Below are 25,441 nucleotides of genomic sequence, written 5' to 3'. Positions count from 1 at the left end.
CTGATTTTTTATATTGATTCATTTGCGTGTTTCTTTACAAAATCTTCATAAAGCGGGGACATACTGCGCAGATGGGCTACAATCTTTTTCAGTTCCTCCACCACATAATCCACATCTTCTTTGGTGATATCCGCGCCCAATGTCAGCCGTAAAGACCCATGCGCTATCTCATGAGGAAGCCCGATCGCAAGAAGTACATGGGAAGGGTCTAAAGACCCTGATGTGCACGCGGAACCACTGGATGCACAGATTCCTTTCATGTCCAGCATGATCAGCAGCGACTCTCCTTCGATAAAACGGAAACTAAAATTTACATTGTTCGGCAGCCTTTTTACCCTGTCTCCATTCAGTCTACAGTAAGGGATCTCCTTTTCAATCTTATCAATCAGATAATCCCTTAGCTTTCTTTCCTGCGCTGTCCTTTCTTCCATAGAATCCGCTGCCAGCAACGCTGCTTTGCCAAGACCTATGATCCCCGGTACATTTTCTGTGCCGGCACGACGCTTTCTTTCCTGTGAGCCGCCGTGGATAAAAGAACGGATCTTCACACCTTTTCTGATATATAAAAATCCAATTCCTTTTGGTCCGTTCAATTTATGTCCGCTGGCGCTTAACATATCGATATGGCATTCTTCTACATTGATCGGAATCTGTCCAAACGCCTGCACCGCATCTGTGTGGAACAAAATACCATGGTCATGAGCGATCTTTCCGATTTCTTTGATCGGCTGGATAGTGCCGATCTCATTATTTGCAAACATGATTGAAATCAAGATCGTATCTGGACGGATTGCTTTTTCCAGATTCTGTACATCTACAATTCCGTTTTCATCCACATCCAGATATGTCACTTCAAATCCATATTGTTTCTCCAGATATTCACATGTGTGCAGGATTGCATGGTGTTCTATCTTACTTGTTATGATGTGTTTTCCCTGCTTTCTATATGCTTCCGCGGCAGCTTTCAGCGCCCAGTTATCACTTTCCGTTCCTCCCGCTGTAAAGTAAATCTCATTTTCCTTTGCTCCTAATATAGAAGCAATTATTTCCTTCTGCTCTATGATCCGTTCTTTATTTTGAGAAGCAAACCCATAGACGCTGGATGGATTTCCAAAATATTCCGTAAAATAAGGAAGCATTGCTTCTACTACTTCCGGCGCTGTTTTTGTCGTCGCTGCGTTATCTAAATAAATAAATTTTTCCATCGTATTTTTCTCCTTCTTGCTGCATTGTCATTTACACTATCTTTTAGAATATCGTTTCTGCTTCTCGCTATTCCTAATTGCCACATTCTGTTTTTGACACCCTATCTGCCGTATGCTGCTTCTTTTTGCTTTCCTCCACAAGCTGCTCCAATTTTATTTCATCTACAGCCTGGTTGATACTCTCATTGATCCGCTGCCATACATACTTCGTTACACAGATATCAGATGCGCTGCACCCATTTCCCGGCTCCAGACCCGCGCACTCGACCGGCTCCAAGCTTCCTTCCAACGCTCTTAACACCTCACCGACTGAGATTTCTTCCATAGGTTTTGCAAGAAGATACCCTCCTGCGGCTCCACGGATACTTTCTACGATCCCCGCCTTTTTTAATTTTGCCATCAATTGCTCCAAATACCGTTCTGAAATATCCTGCCGGCCAGAAATATTCGTTATAGATACCGGGCCATTTTCACTGTACTGCGCAAGATCGATCAACGCTCTAAGCCCATATCTTCCTTTTGTCGATAATTTCAAATTCTCACCTTCTTTATGAATGCCTGCTGTAACTTTTTTATTCGCCTGCTTCTGTGGTAAAATGATTGTTCATTTGTATTCCCTATTATTTCACTAGGATTTTCATCTGTAGAATATCATCTGCTTTATGTTCTGTCAAGACAGAACTGTGAATATGTTGTAAAAAGTATATATTTTAGGAGATTTTATGGCAAAAAAACATGCTTTTATCCGAGGAACCATAGTTCTGACCATTACCGGTCTTTCCACACGATTTATGGGCTTTTTCTACCGTATCTTTTTGAGCCATGCTTTTGGCGAGGAAAATGTCGGGCTTTACCAGCTGATCTTTCCTGTCTATACACTGTTCATCTCTCTTTCATCCGCAGGATTCCAGACATCTATATCCCGCACCGTAGCACGAAAAATGTCTCTTGGAAGGCCGAAAGAAGCAAAAAATGTACTGCTGTCCGGACTGATCTTCTCCTGTTCTCTTGCCTTTGCAGGATTATTATTTATACAGGCCAACTCCGCTTACATAGCAGAAGTTTTTTTAGGCGATCCCAGATGTAGACTTCTTCTGACCGCTTCCTCTTATGCACTTCCCTGCAGCGCTGTCCACAGCTGTATCTGCGGATACTGTTACGGACTGAAACAAACAAAAATCCCAGCTCTTTCCCAATTAATAGAACAAACTGTCCGCATCGCTTCTGTTGCTCTTTTGTATATTTATCTTCAAAGCCAGGGAACAACTCCTTCTGTCCTAATTGCTGTATCCGGTCTTGTTGCCGGAGAATTCGCAGCTGCCCTATATTCCGCAAAGTCTCTATGGGGACGGCATTGGCGCCTTCCTCGTTTTGCCTTTGACAAAGCAGCGGATAACACAAAAGAACTGCTTCTACTTTCGCTTCCTTTAACTGCCAACCGACTTTTTGTTACTCTTTTGCAGAGTATAGAGGCTGCTGCTATCCCCAACTGTCTTAAACTCTATACCCACAGTGCCTCACAATCACTGCGTATATATGGTGTACTGACAGGAATGGCCCTCCCCTGCATCTTATTTCCCTCTGCGCTTACCAATTCTGTCTCTATTATGCTGATGCCCGCTGTCGCCGAAAACCAAGCTGCCGGACATGATAAAAAACTATCCGAACTCATAAAAAAAGCAGCCGGCTCCTGTTTTATACTCGGACTCGCCTGCTGTCTCTTCTTTCTACTATTCGGTTCCTTTATCGGTTCTTTTATCTTTCGCAGTTCTGCTGCTGGGAAATTTATCGTCACCCTCGCCTGGATCTGCCCTTTCCTTTATGTAAACGGAGCTTTTCTAAGTATCATAAACGGCTTAGGCAAAACAACTTTCACTCTCATTATCAATTTGATCGGTCTGGGCGTACGTATCGTGAGCGTGTTTGCCGCTGTCCCCCTATATGGCATACAAGGCTACTTATGGGGATTGCTTGCAAGCCAGTTTCTAGTAACACTGTGCGCAGTACTTATATTAAAATGGAATGATAAATTTAATTGACGAACTGTATTCGGAGCACTCCTGTCAATGCCTGTTTATCTAACACAATGTTTCTTCGCTGTCTCTTCCAATTAGAAGTTTCACTTCACTGCCAAAAGGCAGATTCCACAATTAGATTTTAGAAAAAAAGACAACTTCACGCTGTTATATATCTCCAATCGGAAGGAAATGTACACTTCTGTTTGGAAATGCGCAGCAGCGTGAAGTCGATTTTTTTACGTTTTGAATATAAACTTAAATGTGGAAGGCAGCGTTGCTCAATTCCGCTTACGCTTCATTTTGCACTGTTTGTTGTTTCATTAAATCTCTATTTATAATGTTGACAAAAATGCTTCTACTAATATGGGATTTACATAGGCTTCTACAATGATCCCTATAAAAATCATAGAGGATACAAACACTGTTTTTTGAGAATTCCAATGATTTTTTGGATAGGAATAACAATACCAAAGTAAAACGAGATAAGCGGGGATATAAAATAAAAATTGCGGCAGGATCCCAACCATACACAGTAAACTACCTTTGATCCCTAACTCCAGCACTGCCGCTGAAAGCAGGATTCCGCTAGAAATGCCCGTCCACACTAAGAATAGTACCGCCGCGATTTTTCTGACTCGTGTAAATGAAATCCCCAGCAGCAACAGAAACGGAAGCACTCTTACTCGGAGCAAATACCATATATATTCTTCTATCACAATCTCCACATTTCCAAATTGTTTCAAAAAATAGTCACTGAAGATCCCAGGTTCTGCCACATAATGCTTTGCAAGCAGATTGATATAAAAAATACCAATCAAAAATCCAGGCATAAAAAGTATGAAAAGCTGCTTTCTCGTATGAAGTATCTTCACAAAGTGTGCCTCCTATCGTTGAGATATTTCATTATATGCCCGGACCGCCTATTTATTCTTTTTTTCTAAATTTCACATCATACGCGAGAAGTGCAGAAATCGTCTTCGCATCTTCAATTTCTCCCGTAAATATTTTCTCTTTTAATTCCTCCATTGTATATGCTTTTATTTCTATGAATTCATCTTCATCTAGCTTTTGTCTGGATGGCATCAAATCCTCCGCTACATAGACTTCTATTTTTTCATTACAAAACGCTACCGTTGTGCGTATAGTGAGCAGCCATGTAAGATGTTCACTCTTATATCCGGTTTCTTCCTCTAATTCTCTTGAGGCGCAGAAAATTCCCGGCTCCTCCGTGCTGTCCAGCGCACCTGCCGGAATCTCCAATGTGTACCGTTCCAAGGCATTCCTATATTGCCTAACCATCAGAATTTTCCCGTCTTTTGTGACAGGCACAACTGCAGCCGCGCCTTTATGGTTAATAAAATCCCAAACCGCTGTATGCGTTCCATCGATTTCCATCGTATCCTGGTAAAATTCTAAGATTTTCCCCTTGAATTTCAGCTCTCTTTTTAATCTTTTAATTTTATTTTCCATAGTATTTTCCTCCTTTTACAATAACTTAAGCACAATACACGTCCATGGCACACAACTAAAGAAGACCCTTGTCAAAGGACAAGGGTCGTACTTTTATCAGCCTGTTCTGATTCTGTCTATTTGGCATAATCTGTAGCCCGCGATTCACGAATTACATTTACCTTGATCTGCCCCGGATACTCAAGCTCAAACTCTATCTGCTTCGCTATATCCCTGGCCATAAGTACCATATCATCATCAGATACCTGCTCTGGAACTACCATTACTCGAATCTCTCTTCCTGCCTGAATAGCAAAAGATTTATCTACACCTTTGAACTGATTGGTGATCTCTTCTAACTGTTTTAATCTGTTGGTATATGTTTCAATTGTTTCTCGTCTTGCCCCTGGACGTGCAGCCGATATTGTATCAGCCGCCTGAACCACACATGCGATGAGCGTCTGCGGCTCCACATCGCCATGATGCGCTTCTACTGCATTGATAACAGTAGCAGATTCTTTATACTTTCTACACAGATCTGCACCAATTTGGATATGTGAACCTTCCACATCATGATCGATTGATTTTCCAATATCATGTAAAAGACCTGCGCGTTTAGCCATTCTGACATCCAGCCCTATCTCGCCGGCAAGAAGGCCTGACAGCTGCGCTACTTCTATCGAATGCTTTAATGCATTTTGTCCATAACTCGTCCTAAACTTCATACGTCCGAGAAGACGGATCAGTTCCGGATGTATTCCTGGCACACCCACTTCTAAGGCTGCCGCTTCTCCTTCTTCCCGTATCATGGTGTCGACTTCCTTTTGCGCTTTCTCCACCATTTCCTCTATTCTTGCTGGATGGATACGACCATCCACAATAAGTCTTTCCAGGGCAATTCTGGCAACTTCTCTTCTGATCGGATCAAAACCGGATAAAACCACTGCCTCTGGTGTATCGTCAATAATCAATTCTACACCTGTCAGTGTTTCAAGTGTTCGGATATTCCTTCCCTCTCGGCCTATGATCCTTCCTTTCATTTCATCACTTGGAAGCTGCACCACCGAAATAGTTGTTTCAGCCACATGGTCTGCTGCGCACCGCTGGATCGCGTTGACAACATATTCTTTTGCCTTTTTATCCGCATCTTCCTTCGCCTGTGTTTCCAACTCTCTGACCATTTTAGCTGTATCATGCTTTACATCTTCTTCAACAGTTTTCAACAGATATTCTTTTGCTTGTTCGGAGGTTAATCCTGAGATTCGTTCCAGTTCCTGTACTCTCTTTTGGTTTAGTTCTTCTGCCTTGGCTTCACGTTGTCTTAATTGTTCTTCTTTCGCTGTAAACTTTGCTTCGCGATGTTCGATAGCCTCTGACCTTTTGTCTACGGCTTCTTCTTTTGCCAGCACTCTTTTTTCATAGCGCTGCAGTTCGTTTCTTCTCTCCTTCGTCTCTTTTTCCAGTTCATTCTTCGTCCTGATAGACTCTTCCTTCACCTCTAAAAGAGCTTCCTTTTTTGTCGCTTCAGCAGTCTTGACAGCATCATCAATGATTTCTCTTGCTTTCGTTTCTGCATTTCCTATTTTGGATTCTGCATTTTTTCTCAGATTCGAAATCGTAACAAAATGGGTAATGATACCAACTATCAACGCGAGGGCCACAGCAATAACTACACATACAATTATCGGCACAGGAGCACCTCCTTATTTAATTTTCATTGTACAAATTTACTTAAATACAACACTTAAATTTTATACTGTTTTCACAACTATGTCAAGCATTGTCATCATGATTTTGTATTACTTGACGGACTGTCTCATAACGAAATCCCTTCCGTGCGAAATACGCATACATTTTCCGGATTTTTCTCTCATCTGTTTCCGTCGATTCCCATTTCTTTTTTTTTAAAATCCCCCTCACTGCTTCCGTTTCTGATGTATCCGTATAGCAATTGTAAAATGCCTGCTCTATCTTTTCTCTCTCAATTCCTTTTTGGCTAAGCAATACATAAATTTCTTTTCTGCTTTTCTTCTCCCTGCGGCTTACAATAAAATTTTCAGCATAACGCAGATCATCCAAGTACCCAAATGATTTCACATATTCCAGTGTCTTTTTTACAATTTCTTCCGGGTACATCCCTTGCACTAGTTTTTTATAAAGTTCGCCTTCTGTCCTGTCCATATCTTCCAGTAAATGTAAAGCCCGCAATTTTGCCCTTTTCATAAGTACTTCTGTTTCAATCTTTCCAATCGTCTCTTCGGCAATTTCCTGATCTTCTGCAATACCATAACGGGACAGTTCGCCCTTATATAAAACAAAAGCGAACTGTCCGTCTATATCAATCTTATATTTTGTTTTTGTCAGCAACTCTATCTTCGTAACGACCATTATTGCAGTGTCCTATTCTTTTTCTGTTTTTGGAGTCAGTTTTAAATCTTCTGTCTTTTCTTCTTCCACTTCTCCGTCCAAATGGTAATGCGCTCTTACTTTCTTCTCCAATTCTTCCATTATTTCAGGATGAGATTCCAGATATACTTTTGCATTTTCCCTGCCCTGTCCTATCTTATCTCCTTCATATGCATACCAAGCCCCGCTTTTTTTCACCAGATCGATTCCTGTCGCCAGATCCAGAACGTCTCCTGCACGTGAGATTCCCTTTCCGAACATAATATCGAATTCCGCCTCTTTAAACGGCGGCGCAATTTTATTTTTCACAATTTTAATTCGAGTTCTGTTGCCAACCATCTCGCCGCTTTGCTTTAAAGTCTCTGTTCTTCTGACATCCATACGGACAGAAGCATAAAACTTTAAGGCTCGTCCTCCTGTTGTAGTCTCAGGATTTCCAAACATCACACCAACCTTTTCACGAAGCTGATTGATAAAAATAACTACACAATTAGACTTGCTGATCACAGGAGTCAATTTTCTAAGTGCTTGGGACATTAGTCTTGCCTGCAATCCGACATGGCTGTCTCCCATATCCCCCTCTATCTCCTGTTTAGGTACAAGAGCGGCAACTGAGTCGATGACAATAATATCGACAGCTCCAGAGCGGACCATTGTCTCTGCAATCTCCAAAGCCTGGTCTCCACTGTCCGGCTGAGAAATATACAATTCATCAATATCTACTCCTATGTTCTTTGCATAAACGGGATCCAGCGCATGCTCTGCATCAATAAAACCTGCGATTCCTCCTCTTTTCTGTACTTCTGCGATCATATGAAGGGCCACTGTAGTCTTGCCGCTGGATTCCGGACCATAGACTTCTATCACACGTCCTTTTGGTACGCCCCCCAAGCCCAGCGCCAGATCCAGACTCAGACACCCCGTCGGCACAGTTTCCACAGAAACCTTAGCCTCCGGCTCGCCTAATTTCATAACAGTTCCTTTTCCAAAATCTTTTTCTAATTTTGCGATTGCGGCATCCAACGCTTTCTTTTTTTCTTCCATATTTTTCGACTTTGTCATCTCTATCTTATTTGCCATAGTATCTGCTGCTCCTTCTTTTTTTCGAACAGTTGTTCGTCTCCTGTTATTATAGTATTATATTGTCACAAAAATGTCAACAACATTTTCTTTTCGATTACTACAAGTATCCTTCATTGTCTAAAACCCATCTATGATTTGCTTTTGGCAATCTGGATCCACCGTCTAAAATATTTTTATAAATAGCAGGGAAAATTCACAAAACCAGCCGGCAGAGACGCCATGAATACTGTTGTATCTAAAAGAAAATCCTGTGTTTCATTTATCATATCACACCTATATTTCCTAAACAAGCAAAATTTTGTCCTACAATGCTGTTATTGCTCCGCTGCCGGTCACTGTTTCAAAAGCCGCTTTATCCTCTGTTCTATCCACCATATCTTTTACAATATGTAAAAAACTCGGTGATAAAGATCGGACAACAAAACTCCCTGCTAAGCAAGCAGGGAGTTTTGCAAAACAACATACTCTATTCCATTTACAATTTAAAATATTCCACGCCAGACTCGAAAATTTTCATATCTTGTTCTCCGTAAATATTAACTGCAACGCCGTCTCCGCGTCTCTCTGCATGTGCCATTTTCCCTAATACTCTTCCGTCCGGACTTGTGATTCCTTCAACAGCACAGTAAGAGCCGTTGACATTCCATGTCTCATCCATACTGATCTTACCCTCTGGATCACAGTACTGTGTTGCTACCTGCCCATTCTCAAACAATTTTTTGAGCCATGTTTCGTTCGCAACAAACCGCCCTTCTCCATGGGAAGCCGGATTTGTATATACTGCGCCCAGCTCTGCTCCCATCAGCCAAGGAGATTTATTTGTAACAACTTTTGTATATACCATCTTGGAAATATGCCTTCCGATCGTATTATACGTAAGTGTCGGTGCATCTTCTGTCTGTCCGGTAATTTTTCCATTTGGCACTAAGCCTAGTTTTATCAAGGCCTGGAAACCATTACAAATTCCAAGTGCAAGTCCGTCCCTCTCATTCAGCAGCTTTTCTACCGCTTCTTTCAGTTTCTTATTCTGAAATGCGGTTGCAAAAAACTTTGCCGAGCCATCTGGTTCATCTCCTGCACTGAACCCTCCCGGGAACATGATCATCTGTGCTTTACCTATTGCCTTTTCAAATACAGAAACTGAATCACGGATATCTTCTGCATTTAAATTCTTGAATACTTTTGTGATCACTTTTGCCCCGGCACGTTCAAACGCTTTCTGGCTGTCATACTCACAGTTTGTTCCCGGAAATACAGGTATAAAGACTGCAGGCTGCCCGATTTTATGGCTGCATATATGAATATCTGATGCCCGATAAAGTCTTTCTTCTACTTCCTTTACATTGTCCGATGATTTTGTGGCAAATACTTTTTCTAAAGTCTCTGTCCATGCATTCTCTGCTTCTTCGAGAGAGATTTCTGCACTTCCATATACAAATCTCTTTTCCTCTGTCACTTTCCCGACCACAGTATAAGAAATACTTAAATTGCCGATCTGCTCTGCCGGGACTTCTGCCACAATGTCACCAAAAGCAGGGGCAAACAGTTCATCCGCCTCCTGATCATATTCGACTTTCACCCCAAGTCTATTTCCAAATGCCATTTTGCTTATAGCTGCAATGACGCCGTGACGATCCAGAGCATATGCAGATACGATTTTTCCACTGTGTATATCTTCAGAAAATTTTCCATATGCTTTCATGACCTGCTCGTAAACCGGAAGATCATAGTCATCTTTCTCTATATGCAGCCAGACTAGTATATTCCCTGGTTTTTTTAATTCCGGAGTGATGATATCTTTTTCCAAAGCCATGTCCACTGCAAAAGAAACCAAAGTCGGAGGTACATCTATATCTTGGAACGTACCTGACATACTATCCTTTCCGCCTATAGACGGCAGACCAAAGCCCAATTGTGCCGCATAGGCTCCAAGAAGTGCTGAAAAAGGCTGGCTCCAACGCTTAGGTTCTTCTGTCATTCTGCGAAAATATTCCTGGAATGTAAAACGTATTTTCCTATAGTCTCCCCCCGCAGCCACGATTTTTGCTATAGATTCTGTTACTGCGTAAACAGCTCCATGATATGGGCTCCAGCTGGACAGATACGGATCAAATCCATAACTCATCATGGATACACTGTCGGTCTTTCCTGTCTGCACCGGGATCTTTGCCACCATCGCCTGTGTCTCTGTCATCTGATACTTGCCTCCATGGGGCATAAAGACAGAACCTGCTCCGATAGAGCCGTCAAACATTTCTACCAGTCCCTTCTGGGAGCATACGTTCAGATCACTTAAAGTGCGCAGCCATTCTTTTTTCACATCTGACACTTCTTTTTTTACAAACAGACTCTCTTTGCTAGACGGTATTTCCACCTCTACGCTTGTCTCCTGATGCGCGCCGTTTGTATCAAGAAAAGCTCTGGATATATTTACAATTTCCTTCCCCCGCCATATAAGTACCAGACGAGGTTCTTCAGTCACTACCGCAACCTGTGTCGCCTCCAGATTTTCTTCTCTTGCATAAGCAAGAAACTGCTCTACATCTTTCTCATCTACTACGACAGCCATTCTCTCCTGGGATTCCGAGATTGCGATCTCTGTCCCATCCAGTCCCGCATATTTCTTAGGTACTTTATCCAGATCTACCCGCAGTCCGTCTGCCAGTTCTCCGATTGCCACAGAGACACCGCCTGCGCCAAAATCATTACACTTTTTAATAAGACAACTTACTTCTTCTCTGCGAAATAGACGCTGTATTTTTCTCTCTGTAGGCGGATTTCCTTTCTGCACTTCCGCACCGCATGTCTCGATCGACTCTTCTGTGTGCACTTTGGAGGATCCTGTCGCTCCTCCGCATCCGTCTCTTCCTGTCCGTCCACCCAAAAGAATGATGATATCTCCCGGATCTGAGGTTTCACGAATGACTGCACGCCGCGGTGCCGCTCCTAGAACAGCCCCTATCTCCATACGCTTTGCCACATAATCGGGGTGATAAATTTCTTTGACCGCCCCTGTTGCGAGTCCGATTTGGTTCCCATATGAACTGTATCCATGGGCAGCTCCTCTCACCAATTTTTTCTGCGGTAATTTTCCTTTCAGCGTATCCTTTACCGATACTGTAGGATCTGCCGCTCCGGTCACACGCATCGCCTGATATACGTAAGTACGTCCTGAAAGCGGATCTCGTATCGCTCCTCCAAGGCAGGTTGCCGCGCCTCCAAAAGGCTCTATCTCTGTAGGGTGATTGTGTGTCTCATTTTTAAAATTGATGAGCCACTCTTCCTCCACGCCATCTACCCGGATCGGGACTACGATGCTGCATGCGTTGATCTCTTCGGATTCCTCCTGGTCATTTAATTTTCCTTCTTTTTTTAATTTCCGCATTGCCATCAGTGCAAGATCCATCAGACAGATAAACTTGTCTTCTCTTCCTGCAAAGATCTCACTGTGATCTTTCAGGTATTGCTCATATGTGCCGACGATCGGCTCTTTATAGTCGCCCTCTCCAAAGGTGATCTCTTTTAATTCTGTCGAAAATGTCGTATGTCGGCAATGATCTGACCAGTAAGTATCCAATACACGGATCTCTGTCATAGTCGGATCTCTATGTTCCTCTGCACCATAGTACTTCTGGATATGCAAAAAGTCTTTAAATGTCATTGCCAGATTCAAAGAATCATATAATATTTTTAACTGTTCTTCCGGCATATCTTTAAAACCGTCGAACACTTTCACATCCTCCGGTTCCTCAAATACTGTCACAAGCGTATCCGGTTTTTCCAGCCCCGTCTCTCGGGAATCCACCGGATTGATACAGTGATTTTTTACTGCTGCCTGTTCTTCCGCAGAAAGATTTCCTTCTAAAACATATGTCACAGCCGTCTTTATCACCGGTTTTTCATCTTCTTTGATGAACTGTACACACTGTTCCGCAGAATCTGCTCTCTGATCGAACTGTCCCGGCAGATATTCTACAGAAAAGATAAAATCTTCCTCATTTGCAGGAAATTTTTCTTTATACAGCACATCCACCGGAGGCTCTGCAAATACACCGCTGCATGCTTTTTCAAATGTATCCTCAGAGATATTCTCCACATCGTATCGGATCAAAACTCGGACATTTGTCACTGTGCTGATCCCTAGATAATGTTTGATTTCATGTTTCAGTTCTTTTGCCTGTACGGCAAATCCTGGTTTTTTTTCTACATATACCCGTCTTACATTGCTCATACATTTTCTCCTTTTTCTTTCTGATTCTGCTGCTTTTAAACCGTGCTGCTGTATTCTCACAGTCAGAGTTCCTACTTTCTATGGTACCACACCCATTCTCATTAGTACAATTAATATAATTAAACTAATTAATAAGTAATATTAATTTTTTCTTTTTCTCATACAGATTATGCTGACTGCCAACAAAAACAGAAGTCCTCCCCCAAACAAAATACCAATACGACCCAGCATATCCGCAAAAAGCCCCTCCGGAAGCATACGGATCATATAATCCTCAGTCGGATCGAACAGCCATAGATCATTATCAAAAAAGATGTGATGAAATTTAACAAATACTGCATTAAAGTCTATTGCCGCAGCAATCCCGAGAATACATGCCAGACCGCCGGAGACTGCAAGAACGATCTGATAAGAACGGCAAAGCAGTCTTTTCCGTTTTGCTTTCGTAAAAAACAATAAAGCCAAACTGACTGCCATAATGCCAAAAGCTATCCATCTTATGCGTAGCCCTCCGAGGAAGAGCTCCTTTACCTCTGCCATATGAAATCGATCCTGTTCATTGAAGAAATCCTGTTTTTTTCCTTCTACCGTCGTATAAACTTCCAGTGTTTCCCTGTCTCCTCTTAGATACGCCATCATTTCCCGCGTAACATGCATGACGTCATCCATCTCCATGTCCAGTTCGGGCAATACTTTATATTTTTCATATTCTTTTTGGTAAAACCCAAAATCCGCATACATAGCGATCTCAAAACTGGAGATCAATACTGCCGTGATCAGCGAAAATGAAAAGAGGATCCCCAGAAGCCAATCTCTTTTTCTCGTGTCTTTGTTCATGCTTTTGTTCCTTTCTAGCTTTTTGTTTTGCCTCTCGAATCATATCCTGTCGGCCTGTGAATTTTACAATTGTAATTCCCTCCTTTTTGTCCTATAATACAAGTAGTTTTTATTAGGAGGTCTAATAAATGGATATAAATTATGAATTATACAAAGTGTTTTTCCATGTCGCATCTACCTTGAGTTTTTCAGAAGCTTCCAAACTGCTTTTTATTTCGCAGTCTGCAGTCAGCCAATCCATCAAAACACTGGAAAGAAAACTTGATCAGACACTTTTTATCCGCAGCACAAAGCGGGTACAGCTCACTCCTGAAGGAGAAATCCTTCTGCGCCATATAGAACCTGCTATGCATCTGATCCAACGCGGAGAAGCGCAGCTTCTTGACGCCGCAACTACAGGAGGACAGATCCGCATCGGCGCCAGTGATACGATCTGCCGATATTTTCTCGTCCCTTATTTAGAACGTTTCCACAGATCTTTTCCAAATGCTCACATTAAAGTGATCAACCAGACTTCTGTCAAGTGCGCAGAACTTTTGGAAAACGGCCAGGTAGACTTAATCGTTGTCAATTATCCAAACACTAGCTTAAGTAATGTCTCCGCAATTCACAGTATAAAAACATTCCATGATGTTTTCATTGCCGGAAGCGCTTTTAAAAATCTAAAAGATGAAAAATTCACCTTAAAAGAACTATCCCACTATCCGATTTTAATGCTGGATAAAAATAGTACGACCAATGAATTCCTACATCGCCTGTTTCAACAGCACCAGCTCGATCTCGTCCCAGAGATAGAACTGACAAGCAACGATCTGCTCATTGATCTTGCCCGTATAGGCCTTGGCATTGCCTTTCTCCCCGACTATTGTATCGCCGGAAATATGACCGGTCTGTTTATTGTAGATACAAAGGAGGAACTGCCGGAAAGAGAACTGGTGATCGCATATAATGAACAAATGCCTCTGTCCAAAGCTGTTCAGGAATTTTTAAGTTATTTTGCTCCTTAACCTTTCAGCTCTGGCTGTCCCAAAATTCCCGGATCTGTCTTTCCACAGTCTCCAGGCTGCATGTTTGATACTTCTTCCATTCCCGTGGAAAGATTTCCTGATAGGGCCTTCTCAAAAACCGTTCATCTAACAGCAGGATCACGCCTCTGTCTTTCTCCGTACGGATTACTCTTCCTGCGGACTGCAGGACTTTATTCATCCCCGGATACAGATAAGCGAAGTCAAATCCCTGCATATTTCTTTTTTCAAAAAAAGTTTTCAATATTTCTCTTTCATTGCATACTTGCGGAAGGCCTGTCCCTACGATCACGGCACCAATCAGCCTGTCTCTGGACAAGTCGATTCCTTCTGAAAAGATACCGCCCATCACACAGAAACCTAGCAACGTCTTCTCCCTGTTCTCTTTAAATTTTTCCAGGAACTCTTCCCTGTGCACTTCTTCCATATACTGCGACTGCATGATGCTTTCCAGATCACTTCTCCCCGCAGTTTTTTCTGCAAATATCCGGCACACATCCTCCATGAACTGATAAGATGGAAAAAAGACGATATAATTTCCTTTTTTAGATACAGCCAGTTTCAAAATATAGTCGGCAAATCTTTCATACATAGCAGGCCCCCGTCTCGTATACTTCGTACTTACATCCATCCCCAACAAAAGAAGCCGGTTTTCTGCAGAAAATGTTGATTCCGCATATACCGCGTAATCTTCCTCCTCTACACTGAGCAATTTCTTATAGTACTTGATAGGGAGCAAGGTCGCGGAGAAAAAGATCGTACTGTTTCCTTGTTCCAGATAACCTGCCAGATTTACCGCCGGATTCACACAAAACAATTTCAGCTTAAAGCGCCCATCCGGCTCCAGTTCCGTATATATGACATAATTCTCATCCAGAAGATCATGAATATTAATAAAATCACGCACCCGGAAATATAATTCTAAGATGGGTTCTCTCTTTGCCTCATCCTCACACTCTTCTAAAAATCGTTCTATCTCCCCCATCAGGTTCATTAATTTCAAAGAAATATGGGAAACACTCTCCAGCACCTGATAGTTTTCACACTCCCTTTTCAGCGTCAATAAAAGCTTATTACATTCTCCAAAACTTTTGGCCAATTTTCTGTCCGCTTCCTGAACAAGTCGTTTTGCCGCAAGGAAATCCTCTTTATACAAAACGGCGCTGTACATTTTTCGTCCCCGTTCTACCAGATTATGTGCTTCATCGATTAAAAACAAATATTCTCCCTTGGTACTCTCAGAAAAAAATCTCTTCAAATGCGCATTCGGATCAAATACATAATTATAATCACAGATGACCGCATCCACCCAGTTGGATACATCCAGCGACATCTCAAATGGGCATACTCTATGTTTCTTTGCCTGTTCTTCGATCACCGGCCGCGTAAAAGTACTCTGCGCAGTAAGCAGTTCAAATACCGCTTCATTCACACGGTCATAATGGCCTTTTGCATAGGGGCAGGCATCCGGATTGCAGACAGCCTGCTCTAGAAAGCAGATTTTTTCTTTGGCGGTCAATGTCAGTACCTTGCAGGAAAGTCCCTTCCCTTTCAACTTCAAAAATGCCTGTTCTGCCACTGTTCGCGTGATCGTCTTTGCCGTCAGATAAAAAATCTTCTCTCCCAAACCTTCTCCCATCGCTTTGACCGCCGGAAATACAGCTGCCATCGTCTTTCCCACTCCGGTCGGCGCTTGGATAAATAACTTTTTTCTACGCAAAATCGTCCTATACACACTATACGCTAATTCTCTTTGCCCCTCCCGGTAAGCAAAGGGAAAAGAAAGCGCTTTAATAGAGAGATTGCGCTTTTTTCTCCATTCAATCTGAAACCGCGCCCACTTTTCATATTCAGCAATCAGATCTTGAAACCAGACCTCCAGTTCTTCAAACATATACTGTTGTGTAAACTGCTTGATTTCCTCGCTTTCCAAATGACAATAGGTCATCTGTACAGAAACTTTTTGTAAGCCTGCCTGTTTGGCATACATATACGCATAACATTTTGCCTGCGAAAGATGTACGCTGACCGGACGGGTAAGATGCTCCAAATCTCTTAGCACTCCTTTGATCTCATCTATCGTTGCCTCCTCTGCATCTTCTTTTTGTATGACCCCATCCGCTCTTCCCTCTACCTGCAGAAGGAATCCTTCACAGGGTATCTGCATCTTCAGGCTCACCTCCGCATGATACTCTGCGCCCATCCTCCTTTGGATTTTCCGGTGGAGCCGGCTTCCCATCAACATCGCATCTTTTTCCATTCCCGGCGCTATTCGATTGTCAATATCCCCCTCCCGCAAAATAAATTCTACAAGATTGCGGACTGATATTTTTATCATTTTTTCTGTTTCCATGCTGTCTATTATACCTTATTTCGTATGACAAGGCTAATCCTTTTAGAAACATTTTTTATAGAGAAAATACACACAAGTCACTTATCAAATTCTAACATATCTGTACGAAAACGTAATGGAAGGTGACTGCGCTGACAGACTGGGTTCTTCCGTTCCTCAACAGCAATCGTATGAAAAAAGCATTTCCAAAGTTTTTCATATTCTGTCTCTTGTTCTGAAATCTCACAAATGCTCTCCTCATCTAGGTTTTTTCCCCACACAAGATACCAATGCTTTCTTGCCTCATGCAGCAGAAAGACCCGGTGAGTCTTGTCATAAATCAAGAAGTTTTCCAGGGGAAACCTATTTGCAAAATGATCTCCGATACAAGTCAGCACTTGACTCTTCGGCGCAATCTCTGAAAAAAGAATTCCGTTTTTCAACTCTCTAAATCTGACAAATTCAATAAAATAATGGGCTTCATTTGCAACTCTGCGGCTTAACGCAAACACCTTTGCCACGGCCGGGTGATCTAAGTGCTCCATGATCCTTCTGCTGTCTTTTATCCTTCTCGCCTCCTGCATTGTCATGAAAACAGCATTTGCTTTCTCCGGATCGTCTGCCAACAGCGCACGATAAATATCTTCGTAGGCATTCTCTCCTAAGTATTTTCGTATCAGGCTTTCTATCGCCTTTGCTTTCTTTTGCTTTTCCTCCACTTCGCTGTACTCGCAGAACAACTCCGGTTCCATATTCCCGTGCAAAGCAATCTTAGCCTCTCCTGCCCGCTTTTCCAGCCATGCGTCATAAAGGGCAGAATATATCCCCGTTATTGTATCCTGACATAGATAGACAGTCATCATCTGCCTGACGCCTCCTTTCCTTACCACTGACTGACCTCCCTGCACGCCTGTTTTTCTCCAAAATGTACGTCGTCAAACAGAGACAGCTGACGGTACGTCAGCCGGTCCGTTCCTTCTGGAAGTTTTTCTTTTGTATGCAGAAGATTTCTTGTAATATAATCTTCCTCCATTTTCACCGGATACATCATTCTTCCGCCGCAGGTCAGGAAATATACTGCCCTTTTTAGTACAACTCCCATCTTCTTTAGATCTTCAAACTTCAGGTTTCCAAACCGTCTTGCCTTCACGATCCTGGACGCTGATTTACAACCGATCCCAGGTACCCTTAACAACATCTTATAATCAGCCTGGTTTACCTCTACCGGAAAATATTCCAGATGTTTTAATGCCCAATTGCACTTTGGATCCAAAAAAATATTAAAATTGGGATTCTTTTCATCTAATAATTCTTTCGCCTCAAAATGGTAAAATCTAAGTAACCAGTCCGCCTGATATAATCTATGTTCTCTTAAAAGCGGCGGACCCTCTTCCGTTCGTGCAGAGAGCAGAGAACATTCTTTATTCACAGATACAAAAGCAGAATAAAACACCCGTTTCAGTTCAAATTTCTTATATAAAGATTCTGCCACATTTAAGATCTGGTAATCTGTTTCCGGGGTAGCCCCTATGATCATCTGTGTGCTCTGGCCTGCCGGGACAAATCGAGGCGCATTTCTATACAAAGTAATCTCCTGTTTATTTTCCGTCATCTTATTCTGTACAAGGCGCATAGGTGTCAGGATATTCTTCCTATTTTTATGGGGTGCCAGCAGACGCAGTCCCTCTGCTGTAGGCAACTCCAGGTTCACACTCATCCTATCAGCGAGAAAACCGATCCGTCTTACCATCTCTTCATCCGTTCCCGGAATCGTTTTCACATGGATATATCCCTGAAAATTATGAACGTGGCGTAGCTTATAAAGCGCTGCATAGATCAGCTCCATCGTATAATCAGGACTTTTTAAAATTCCCGAACTTAAAAACAAGCCTTCAATATAATTCCTTCTGTAAAATTCCATCGTCAGCGTGCAGACTTCTTCCGGTGTAAAAGATGTTCTGACCACATCATTGGAAGAACGATTTACACAGTATTTACAATCATAAATACATTCGTTTGTAAATAAAATCTTCAACAGTGAAATACATCTGCCGTCCGCGGAAAAACTGTGACAAATACCTGCTTTATTACAGTTGCCCATACCTGTACCGTTCCCTTTTCTGTCCACACCACTGGATGTACAGGCAACATCGTATTTTGCCGCATCCGACAATATCTGCAATTTGTCATAGACAGACATGTCCTCCATGATTTTATCGTACATTGTACTTTCTCCTACCTCAATAATAGAACATATGTTCTTTTTATAAGGATATCATACTTTTTCATACTTGACAAGAAAAATCTATAAATCAAAAAAAGAACGGCTTACCGCCGTCCTCTTATCCTTGGTTTATCTATTCTCACAATCTACAAGTTCTCTTTGAAAAATGCTTCCAGTTCTGCGATTGCTTTGTCTTCATCTGCGCCTTCTGTAGAAATCGTCACTTCTTCTCCTGTTTTAACGCCTAATCCCATCACACCAAAAATTCTCTTAGCATCTGCCTTCTTGTCACCTTTTGCGATTTTCACATCACACTGGTAACCTGCTGCCTGTTTTACGAGGATCCCTGCCGGTCTTGCATGGATTCCTTCCGGATCTGTAACCACATATTTGAATTCTTTCATTTTTCATTTCCTCCTTGATTTGGTAATTATGCATTAAGTATATACCATGTGCTACTGTTTTTCAATCTGCGTTTTCTTCTCCAGGGGCTTTTTTAACAAAACAATGCCCAGCATGCTGATCAGCGCACCGGCTAAAACAGCCAGGAGAAACATCGGTGCATGATCCATGATCCCGATCACAAATATTCCGCCATGAGGCGCTCTTGAACCACATCCAAACAGCATGGACAGTGCCCCTGCTGCTGCCGCTCCTACAATACTGGGCGGTATGATCCGCAGAGGATCTGAAGCGGCAAAAGGAATCGCTCCTTCTGTAATGAAGGAGAGCCCCATTATATAGTTTGTCACAGTTGTCTGCCGTTCACTTTTTGTAAAACGATTTTTAAAAAATGTTGTTGCTAAGGCAATCCCGATCGGAGGTACCATTCCTCCCGCCATCACCGCTGCCATAATATCAAATTGTCCGCTTGCAATCGAAGCAGTGCCGAATACATAGGCTGCTTTATTAAATGGGCCGCCGAAATCAATGGCCATCATTCCACCCAAAAAGATTCCCAGCAACACCTTGCTCCCCTCTCCCATACTGGCAAGTCCTTGATTCAACCAGGAATTAAATGCTCCAACAGGCGGATTTACAACAAAGATCATGATCGCCCCCATGAGTAGTACTCCAAAAAACGGATATAGAAGAACCGGTTTTGTTCCTTCCAATGCACGAGGAAGTTTTTCCAGTAGTCTTTTGAGAAGAAGCATGAGTACTCCTGCCAGGAAACCGGCGATCAAGGCGCCGAAAAATCCAGAGGAGATCCACTGTTCTTCCGGCACAGTTACGGAAGTTCCTGCTTTGGCAAGCAGCCCGCCTACAATCCCCGGCATTAATGCCGGACGATCTGCAATGGCCATTGCAATGTATCCTGCCAAAATAGGAAACATCATTCCAAAAGATACATTTCCTACCAGATTTAAAAACCTGGCAAGCGCTGTCCCGGTTCCAAATACATCTGTTCCTGCATTTGCACCGTCACAGATATAGGAAAGCGCGATCAGGATACCGCCGCCGATCACAAACGGAAGCATGTGTGATACACCGTTCATCAATGCCTTATATATTTTTCTTCCCAACTTTTCTTCGCCGATTCCACTGCCGGATATATCGTCTTTGCTATTACTGTGATAAACCGCGGCAGTACCGCTTAATGCCTTTTCTATCAGTTCTTTTGGTTTGTGTATGCCATCTGCTACCTTTGTCACGATCAGCGGTCTGCCGTCAAATCTAGCCATTTTCACTTCTTTATCGGCAGCGATAATGATACATTTGCACTGCGCGATTTCTTCTGCAGTCAGAACATTTTTATCCCCTCCGGATCCGTTTGTCTCCACTTTGATACTGCATCCCATCTCTTTTGCAGTATTTTCCAGGCTTTCCGCCGCCATATACGTATGTGCAATACCTGTCGGGCAGGCGGTGACTGCCAGCACATCATACCCCTGCTTTTGTGTTTTTTCCTGCTCCTTTTTCTGTTCTTGTTCTTCCTTTACATTTTCTGCCTCATCTATATATTTTAAAAATTCTTTGACGCTTTTTGCATGTATCAGGTGTTCTTTAAACGTCTCATCCATCAAAAGCATAGAAAGACGGCTTAAAACCTCCAGATGCACATTGTCTTCGGTATCCGCAGCGGCAATCAAAAAGAGCAGCTGAACCGGTTCTCCATCCAGTGAATCATAGTCTGTGCCCTCTTGTATAACCATTGCCGCAAGTCCCGGTTTTTGCACTGCATCCGTCTTCGCATGCGGGATTGCAATCCCTTCTCCGATCCCAGTCGTGCCTTCCGACTCTCTTTTAAAGACGCCCGCTTTGTATGTTTCCTTATCGCGGATATTTCCGCTGGCTGCCATCAGATCTACCATTTTACAGATCACTTCCTCTTTTGAAGCGGCCCTTCCATTTAATTCTATACTGCAAGGTTTTAACAAATCTGTAATTTTCATCATTTTCCCTCTCTCTTTATACGTTCTGAATTGTTCTTCTTCACCAATCTCTTATAATCCATATTCGATCGCCGGTCTCACAAGATATCTGACGATTTCTTCTTTCGATGCAAGCCAGGACACAAATGCTGTAGCGCTTCCAGCCGCTGTCCCCAGCTCTAACGCCTTCTCGTAATCGCCTGTATTTAAGTATCCCGCAAGAAAGCCTGCCACCATCGAATCTCCGGCGCCCACCGAATTGACCACTGTTCCCTTTGGCGGTCTCATTTTTCTGACCTGTCCGTCTTCCGCCAATAGAAGTGCTCCCTTTTCTGCCATAGAGACAAGTACATTTACTGCGCCCATTTTCTGTAATTTTTGTGCATACATAATAATTTCTTCCTCTGTATACAACGTGGTTCCAAATAGATCGCCCAGTTCATGATTATTTGGCTTAATAAGAAACGGATGATATTTCAGCACTCTTTTCAAAAGTTCACCTGTCGCATCGACTACGACATGTACGCCGGTATGTTCCATCCGCTCCATGATCTGTTCATACACATTTTCCGGAAGTGTATCCGGAATACTGCCTGCCAGCACGAGAATATCTCCCGGTTCCAGTTCCTGTAATTTGGCATACAGGCGGATAAGTGCTTCCTTTTCTATGACAGGCCCCTGGCCGTTGATCTCACTTTCTGTATCTGCTTTTATCTTTACATTGATCCGGCTGTTTCCCTCGGGCAGAAGAATAAAATCTGTCTGACAGCCATATGCCCTTAACATATCATCCATCACCTTTCCCGTAAAACCTGCCTTAAAGCCAAGTGCCCTGCTTTCAAGCCCCAAATTAGAAAGAATAACAGACACGTTATTACCCTTTCCGCCTGGATAGATATTCTCTTTTTTTGTCCGGTTGATCTGTCCTAATTCCATATTATCTATCTGTACAACATAATCCAGAGAGGGATTAAATGTAACTGTATAAATCATTTTTTCTTCACCTCGATCATATTCTTTTCTGTTTTCAATTTTTCATCCAAAATTTCGGTGGTAATAATATATGCATCTTCAAATTTTCCAAACTGTACAGGGGAAATTCTTCCTATCTTAGTTTGATCTGCCAGCACATAGCGCTGACGGCAGCGTTTCATTGCCGCCTCTTTTGTAGCTGCTTCACTTGCATCCGGTGTTGTAAAACCATGCTCTTTATCCACGCCATTTGTCCCGAAAAACCCTTTGGTAAAATTATATTTTTCCAGACTCCTGATCGTTTCCGTTCCTACTGCTGCCTCTGTAGCAGCCTTAAATCTTCCGCCCAGCAGAAATACATTATATCCTTTCTGTGCAAGCTGTTTAGCATTATAGATCCCATTCGTGACATAAACCGCATCCGGCTCATGAATGTATGCCGTCATATGGCTGATACTTGTACCTGCGTCCAAATAAATAAAATCGCTTTTTTCGATCAGCTGCGCCGCATATTGTCCGATCTGATCTTTTTCCTCAGAACTTAAATCCATACGAGACTCCACTGTTGCATCTTTGGTTTCATAATCAAGCCCGATCGCTGTAGCGCCTCCATGTACTTTATTTAAAAGTTTCTTATTATGGAGTGCTGTCAAGTCTCTGCGTATAGTAGATTCTGATGTATCCAATATTTCTTTTAATTCCTGCACTGTTACAGATTTCTTCGTGTTCACTATTTTTAGTATTTCCAAAAATCTTTCTTCCGTTAACATACATCCACCTTCCTTCTGCTTTTATCTTACGCTCCGATTCATTCATTGTCAACCATTTTATTTTATTTTCATTCATATTCAATCATTTTCAATCATTTTTACTCTCTCTATTTTAAAATTCCCATTTGTAGAAAAAATATTGACCGTCCGTCTTTTCCATGCTTTTGTGGCTTTTGTGGAACCTTTTCTAAATCCGTTGACTTTTATTGTTAAACATGCTAAACTGACACAGTATCGTTTCGAAAAAAAGCGATATAGAACTATATTATTTTCAATTTTTATGGAGGACAACAAAATGACAGGTACAGTAAAATGGTTTAACAACCAAAAAGGCTACGGATTTATTTCCGATTCTGAAGGAAATGATGTATTCGTACATTATTCCGGACTGGTTATGGATGGATTCAAATCCTTAGAAGAAGGCCAGGCTGTTGAATTCGAAGTAACAGAAGGAGCCAAAGGACCTCAGGCAACAAATGTAGTAAAACTTTAATCAGATTTTTTATGTACCTTTTAATATATAAATTAAACTAGATTTAATATTAAAAAGCAATACAGAGAAAAGAGATTAAAAAAGAAGCTGCCGCACTGAAAAATCTGTGCGTACAGCTTCTTTTCACTTTCCAAAGTCGTTTCAGACATACTGCAGGCGGCAGTATCTAAATATGCCGCCCGCGGGTGAAACCAGCTCTATTATTCTTTTATATTAGAGACATATGCCTCAGAAGCCTCCCATACATCAAAACCGCTGCCTTTTAAAATATCTGCCACACGGGCGGGATCATCTGTCTTAAGTACCGCAGACGCATCTGCTCCATTGGCAAAAGCGTACATATACTCAATATTCACTTCCCCTTCTACGATTTGATGCATCGCCTTGCTCAAAGATCCTGTTTCATGCGGCACACGCAAAGCTACTACATCTGTCAGCATTGCCGTGATACCATTCTCTCGCAACACTGCCTTGCCCTTATTCGGATCTGATACAATCATCCTGAGCATACCGTAATCGGATGTATCCGCAAGACTCAGCGCCACAATATTGATCTCATTTCCAGCAAGCACCGACAGCACCTCGTCCAGCCTTCCTTCCCTGTTTTCCAGAAATACTGATAATTGTTGAATCGTGATACCCATTGTCCTTACCTTCCTTTCCTACAGATTCCGGTTGTCGATCACACGCACTGCTTTGCCTTCGCTTCTCTGGATCGTCTTTGGTTCTACCAGCTTGACACGCGCAGACACACCTAGTGCTTGTTTTAATACAGCACCGATCTTATTGCGCAATGCATCCAATTTACGGATCTCGTCAGAGAACATGCTCTCATCTACTTCTACCATAACTGTCAGTACATCCATATTGTCTTCTCTGTCCACGATCATCATGTAATGCGGCGCTACCGCTCCTCCCATACTCAGAAGCGCGGTTTCTACCTGCGTTGGGAATACATTCACGCCTCTGATGACTTTCATATCATCTGTACGTCCGGTAAACTTCGAAATACGAGGCAGCGTTCTTCCGCATTTGCATGTACTGCGGTCCATACTGGTCAGATCCTTTGTACGGTAACGCAGAAGCGGCATCGCCTCTTTCGCCAGTGTCGTAAATACTAGTTCGCCTGTCTCTCCATCCGCGCATGCCTCCTGGGTCGCCGGATTTAAAACTTCCGGATAGAAATAATCCGCATGTACATGCAGTCCTTCATGGTGGATACAGTCCTGTGCCACCCCGGGACCAGAAATTTCACACATTCCATAAATATCAAAACAATTAATGTGCAGAATGCTTTCGATCTTTTTGCGCATCTCTACAGTCCAAGGTTCTGCTCCATGGATCCCCGCCTTGATCTTCAAACGGTCTACCACTCCGGCTTCCTGCATAGATTCAGCCAGATGAAGCGCATAAGAAGGCGTGCAGGCAAAGGCTGTCGCTCCCAGATCTTCCATACACATCATCTGTCTTTTCGTGTTTCCTGCTGACATAGGGATAGCCATAGCACCCAATGCCTGCGCACCATAATCCAGACCCAATCCTCCTGTAAACAAGCCATATCCATAGCACACATGAATGATATCCTCTGCAGTGAGACCTGCCATTGTAAGACATCTCGCCACACATTCTCCCCATACTTCTACATCTTTTTTCGAATATGGGGCGATTGTAAGCTTTCCTGTCGTTCCTGACGTCCCTTGTACTCGGACGACATCCTGTTTAGGGATCGCCAGAAGGCCGAACGGATAATTGTCTCTTAAATCTTCTTTCGTCGTAAACGGAAGTTTATGTATATCTTCAATGCCTTTAATATCCCCGGGTTCCACTCCCATATCTTTCATCTTTTTATGATAAAAACTTACATTTTGATATGCTCTGCTTACGACGTCTACAAGACGCTCACTTTGCAGATGCGCCATCTCATCTCTGCTCATACACTCGATTTTCGGATTTCGGATTCTTTCTTTCCAATTCTCCAACGATACTGCTGCCATTTTTTCTGCTCCTTATCTGCTGCTATT

21 protein-coding genes are annotated in these 25,441 nt (G+C 42.6%); 3 read left to right on the top strand and 18 right to left on the bottom strand.

Translation table 11 applies throughout. The features are described 5' to 3' along the window. Nucleotides 1-8: 8 nt before the first annotated feature. Nucleotides 9-1,205 carry a cysteine desulfurase NifS gene (gene nifS / locus BN3282_RS11290; protein ID WP_059069246.1) on the bottom strand — a complete coding sequence of 399 codons (1,197 nt, stop codon included), beginning with the start codon at nucleotides 1,203-1,205 and terminating at the stop codon, nucleotides 9-11. Between the two features lie 73 nt (nucleotides 1,206-1,278). Next, on the bottom strand, nucleotides 1,279-1,740 hold the full coding sequence (locus tag BN3282_RS11285; protein ID WP_059069244.1) for an RrF2 family transcriptional regulator: 462 nt from the start codon (nucleotides 1,738-1,740) through the stop codon (nucleotides 1,279-1,281). 187 nt (nucleotides 1,741-1,927) lie between these two features. Here BN3282_RS11285 and BN3282_RS11280 point away from each other — a divergent pair, with 187 nt between their 5' ends. Further along, nucleotides 1,928-3,244 (top strand): polysaccharide biosynthesis protein, encoded by a 1,317-nt coding sequence (locus BN3282_RS11280; protein ID WP_059069243.1) that lies wholly within the window; start codon nucleotides 1,928-1,930, stop codon nucleotides 3,242-3,244. A gap of 311 nt (nucleotides 3,245-3,555) precedes the next feature. Here BN3282_RS11280 and BN3282_RS11275 read toward each other — a convergent pair whose 3' ends face one another. From BN3282_RS11275 to BN3282_RS11245, 7 genes are all read right to left on the bottom strand, one after another. Further along, entirely contained in the window at nucleotides 3,556-4,095 is a 540-nt protein-coding gene (locus tag BN3282_RS11275) for a stage II sporulation protein M (protein ID WP_059069240.1), read from the bottom strand. A gap of 52 nt (nucleotides 4,096-4,147) precedes the next feature. Then, the gene (locus BN3282_RS11270) at nucleotides 4,148-4,693 is read right to left on the bottom strand and encodes an NUDIX hydrolase (RefSeq protein ID WP_059069239.1); all 546 of its coding nucleotides are present in this window, start codon (nucleotides 4,691-4,693) and stop codon (nucleotides 4,148-4,150) included. A gap of 116 nt (nucleotides 4,694-4,809) precedes the next feature. Further along, on the bottom strand, nucleotides 4,810-6,363 hold the full coding sequence (gene rny, locus BN3282_RS11265) for a ribonuclease Y (RefSeq protein ID WP_059069236.1): 1,554 nt from the start codon (nucleotides 6,361-6,363) through the stop codon (nucleotides 4,810-4,812). 82 nt (nucleotides 6,364-6,445) lie between these two features. After that, complete coding sequence (locus BN3282_RS11260) at nucleotides 6,446-7,060, bottom strand: regulatory protein RecX (protein WP_059069235.1); 615 nt, start codon at nucleotides 7,058-7,060, stop codon at nucleotides 6,446-6,448. A 12-nt stretch (nucleotides 7,061-7,072) separates the two neighbouring features. Next, the gene (recA, locus tag BN3282_RS11255) at nucleotides 7,073-8,158 is read right to left on the bottom strand and encodes a recombinase RecA (protein WP_205408545.1); all 1,086 of its coding nucleotides are present in this window, start codon (nucleotides 8,156-8,158) and stop codon (nucleotides 7,073-7,075) included. Between the two features lie 478 nt (nucleotides 8,159-8,636). Further along, a complete protein-coding gene (locus tag BN3282_RS11250; protein WP_059069233.1) occupies nucleotides 8,637-12,392 on the bottom strand; it encodes a phosphoribosylformylglycinamidine synthase in 3,756 nt (1,251 codons plus the stop codon). A gap of 141 nt (nucleotides 12,393-12,533) precedes the next feature. Beyond that, nucleotides 12,534-13,229, bottom strand: a complete 696-nt coding sequence (locus BN3282_RS11245; protein ID WP_059069231.1) for a TIGR01906 family membrane protein — start codon at nucleotides 13,227-13,229, stop codon at nucleotides 12,534-12,536. 128 nt (nucleotides 13,230-13,357) lie between these two features. Here BN3282_RS11245 and BN3282_RS11240 point away from each other — a divergent pair, with 128 nt between their 5' ends. Then, a complete protein-coding gene (locus tag BN3282_RS11240) occupies nucleotides 13,358-14,236 on the top strand; it encodes a LysR family transcriptional regulator (protein WP_059069229.1) in 879 nt (292 codons plus the stop codon). 4 nt (nucleotides 14,237-14,240) lie between these two features. Here BN3282_RS11240 and BN3282_RS11235 read toward each other — a convergent pair whose 3' ends face one another. From BN3282_RS11235 to BN3282_RS11205, 7 genes are all read right to left on the bottom strand, one after another. Continuing rightward, nucleotides 14,241-16,607 carry an ATP-dependent DNA helicase gene (locus tag BN3282_RS11235; protein WP_059069227.1) on the bottom strand — a complete coding sequence of 789 codons (2,367 nt, stop codon included), beginning with the start codon at nucleotides 16,605-16,607 and terminating at the stop codon, nucleotides 14,241-14,243. Between the two features lie 77 nt (nucleotides 16,608-16,684). Further along, the gene (locus BN3282_RS11230; RefSeq protein WP_059070423.1) at nucleotides 16,685-17,449 is read right to left on the bottom strand and encodes a TIGR03915 family putative DNA repair protein; all 765 of its coding nucleotides are present in this window, start codon (nucleotides 17,447-17,449) and stop codon (nucleotides 16,685-16,687) included. 20 nt (nucleotides 17,450-17,469) lie between these two features. Beyond that, nucleotides 17,470-18,810, bottom strand: a complete 1,341-nt coding sequence (locus BN3282_RS11225; RefSeq protein WP_059069225.1) for a putative DNA modification/repair radical SAM protein — start codon at nucleotides 18,808-18,810, stop codon at nucleotides 17,470-17,472. 146 nt (nucleotides 18,811-18,956) lie between these two features. Continuing rightward, on the bottom strand, nucleotides 18,957-19,214 hold the full coding sequence (locus BN3282_RS11220; protein WP_059069223.1) for an HPr family phosphocarrier protein: 258 nt from the start codon (nucleotides 19,212-19,214) through the stop codon (nucleotides 18,957-18,959). A gap of 51 nt (nucleotides 19,215-19,265) precedes the next feature. Next, entirely contained in the window at nucleotides 19,266-21,206 is a 1,941-nt protein-coding gene (locus BN3282_RS11215; protein WP_059070420.1) for a PTS fructose transporter subunit IIABC, read from the bottom strand. 51 nt (nucleotides 21,207-21,257) lie between these two features. Beyond that, on the bottom strand, nucleotides 21,258-22,178 hold the full coding sequence (gene pfkB / locus BN3282_RS11210) for a 1-phosphofructokinase (RefSeq protein WP_059069221.1): 921 nt from the start codon (nucleotides 22,176-22,178) through the stop codon (nucleotides 21,258-21,260). After that, nucleotides 22,175-22,927, bottom strand: a complete 753-nt coding sequence (locus BN3282_RS11205) for a DeoR/GlpR family DNA-binding transcription regulator (protein WP_059069219.1) — start codon at nucleotides 22,925-22,927, stop codon at nucleotides 22,175-22,177. The genes pfkB and BN3282_RS11205 overlap by 4 nt, the downstream gene beginning before the upstream one ends. A 295-nt stretch (nucleotides 22,928-23,222) precedes the next feature. On the opposite strand from BN3282_RS11205, the gene BN3282_RS11200 reads away from it, so the two are divergent. After that, the gene (locus BN3282_RS11200; protein ID WP_004840409.1) at nucleotides 23,223-23,420 is read left to right on the top strand and encodes a cold-shock protein; all 198 of its coding nucleotides are present in this window, start codon (nucleotides 23,223-23,225) and stop codon (nucleotides 23,418-23,420) included. 200 nt (nucleotides 23,421-23,620) lie between these two features. Here the strand turns inward: BN3282_RS11200 and BN3282_RS11195 are convergent, their stop codons facing one another. Beyond that, nucleotides 23,621-24,064, bottom strand: a complete 444-nt coding sequence (locus BN3282_RS11195; protein WP_059069217.1) for an amino acid-binding protein — start codon at nucleotides 24,062-24,064, stop codon at nucleotides 23,621-23,623. Between the two features lie 18 nt (nucleotides 24,065-24,082). Further along, the gene (locus BN3282_RS11190) at nucleotides 24,083-25,414 is read right to left on the bottom strand and encodes a phenylacetate--CoA ligase family protein (protein WP_059069216.1); all 1,332 of its coding nucleotides are present in this window, start codon (nucleotides 25,412-25,414) and stop codon (nucleotides 24,083-24,085) included. Nucleotides 25,415-25,441: the final 27 nt, after the last annotated feature.

The organism is Mediterraneibacter massiliensis (genome assembly GCF_001487105.1).
In the GTDB taxonomy this organism is placed as follows: domain Bacteria; phylum Bacillota; class Clostridia; order Lachnospirales; family Lachnospiraceae; genus Mediterraneibacter; species Mediterraneibacter massiliensis.
This window is presented reverse-complemented; position numbering and strand designations above follow the sequence as displayed.

Excerpts from the sequence above, each read along its gene's own strand:
- nifS (WP_059069246.1), bottom strand. The coding sequence starts at position 1,205 with ATGGAAAAATTTATTTATTTAGATAACGCAGCGACGACAAAAACAGCG.
- BN3282_RS11280 (WP_059069243.1), top strand. The coding sequence starts at position 1,928 with ATGGCAAAAAAACATGCTTTTATCCGAGGAACCATAGTTCTGACCATT.
- BN3282_RS11270 (WP_059069239.1), bottom strand. The coding sequence starts at position 4,693 with ATGGAAAATAAAATTAAAAGATTAAAAAGAGAGCTGAAATTCAAGGGG.
- BN3282_RS11260 (WP_059069235.1), bottom strand. The coding sequence starts at position 7,060 with ATGGTCGTTACGAAGATAGAGTTGCTGACAAAAACAAAATATAAGATT.
- recA (WP_205408545.1), bottom strand. The coding sequence starts at position 8,158 with ATGGCAAATAAGATAGAGATGACAAAGTCGAAAAATATGGAAGAAAAA.
- BN3282_RS11250 (WP_059069233.1), bottom strand. The coding sequence starts at position 12,392 with ATGAGCAATGTAAGACGGGTATATGTAGAAAAAAAACCAGGATTTGCC.
- BN3282_RS11245 (WP_059069231.1), bottom strand. The coding sequence starts at position 13,229 with ATGAACAAAGACACGAGAAAAAGAGATTGGCTTCTGGGGATCCTCTTT.
- BN3282_RS11240 (WP_059069229.1), top strand. The coding sequence starts at position 13,358 with ATGGATATAAATTATGAATTATACAAAGTGTTTTTCCATGTCGCATCT.
- BN3282_RS11235 (WP_059069227.1), bottom strand. The coding sequence starts at position 16,607 with ATGGAAACAGAAAAAATGATAAAAATATCAGTCCGCAATCTTGTAGAA.
- BN3282_RS11230 (WP_059070423.1), bottom strand. The coding sequence starts at position 17,449 with ATGATGACTGTCTATCTATGTCAGGATACAATAACGGGGATATATTCT.
- BN3282_RS11225 (WP_059069225.1), bottom strand. The coding sequence starts at position 18,810 with ATGTACGATAAAATCATGGAGGACATGTCTGTCTATGACAAATTGCAG.
- BN3282_RS11220 (WP_059069223.1), bottom strand. The coding sequence starts at position 19,214 with ATGAAAGAATTCAAATATGTGGTTACAGATCCGGAAGGAATCCATGCA.
- BN3282_RS11215 (WP_059070420.1), bottom strand. The coding sequence starts at position 21,206 with ATGAAAATTACAGATTTGTTAAAACCTTGCAGTATAGAATTAAATGGA.
- pfkB (WP_059069221.1), bottom strand. The coding sequence starts at position 22,178 with ATGATTTATACAGTTACATTTAATCCCTCTCTGGATTATGTTGTACAG.
- BN3282_RS11205 (WP_059069219.1), bottom strand. The coding sequence starts at position 22,927 with ATGTTAACGGAAGAAAGATTTTTGGAAATACTAAAAATAGTGAACACG.
- BN3282_RS11200 (WP_004840409.1), top strand. The coding sequence starts at position 23,223 with ATGACAGGTACAGTAAAATGGTTTAACAACCAAAAAGGCTACGGATTT.
- BN3282_RS11195 (WP_059069217.1), bottom strand. The coding sequence starts at position 24,064 with ATGGGTATCACGATTCAACAATTATCAGTATTTCTGGAAAACAGGGAA.
- BN3282_RS11190 (WP_059069216.1), bottom strand. The coding sequence starts at position 25,414 with ATGGCAGCAGTATCGTTGGAGAATTGGAAAGAAAGAATCCGAAATCCG.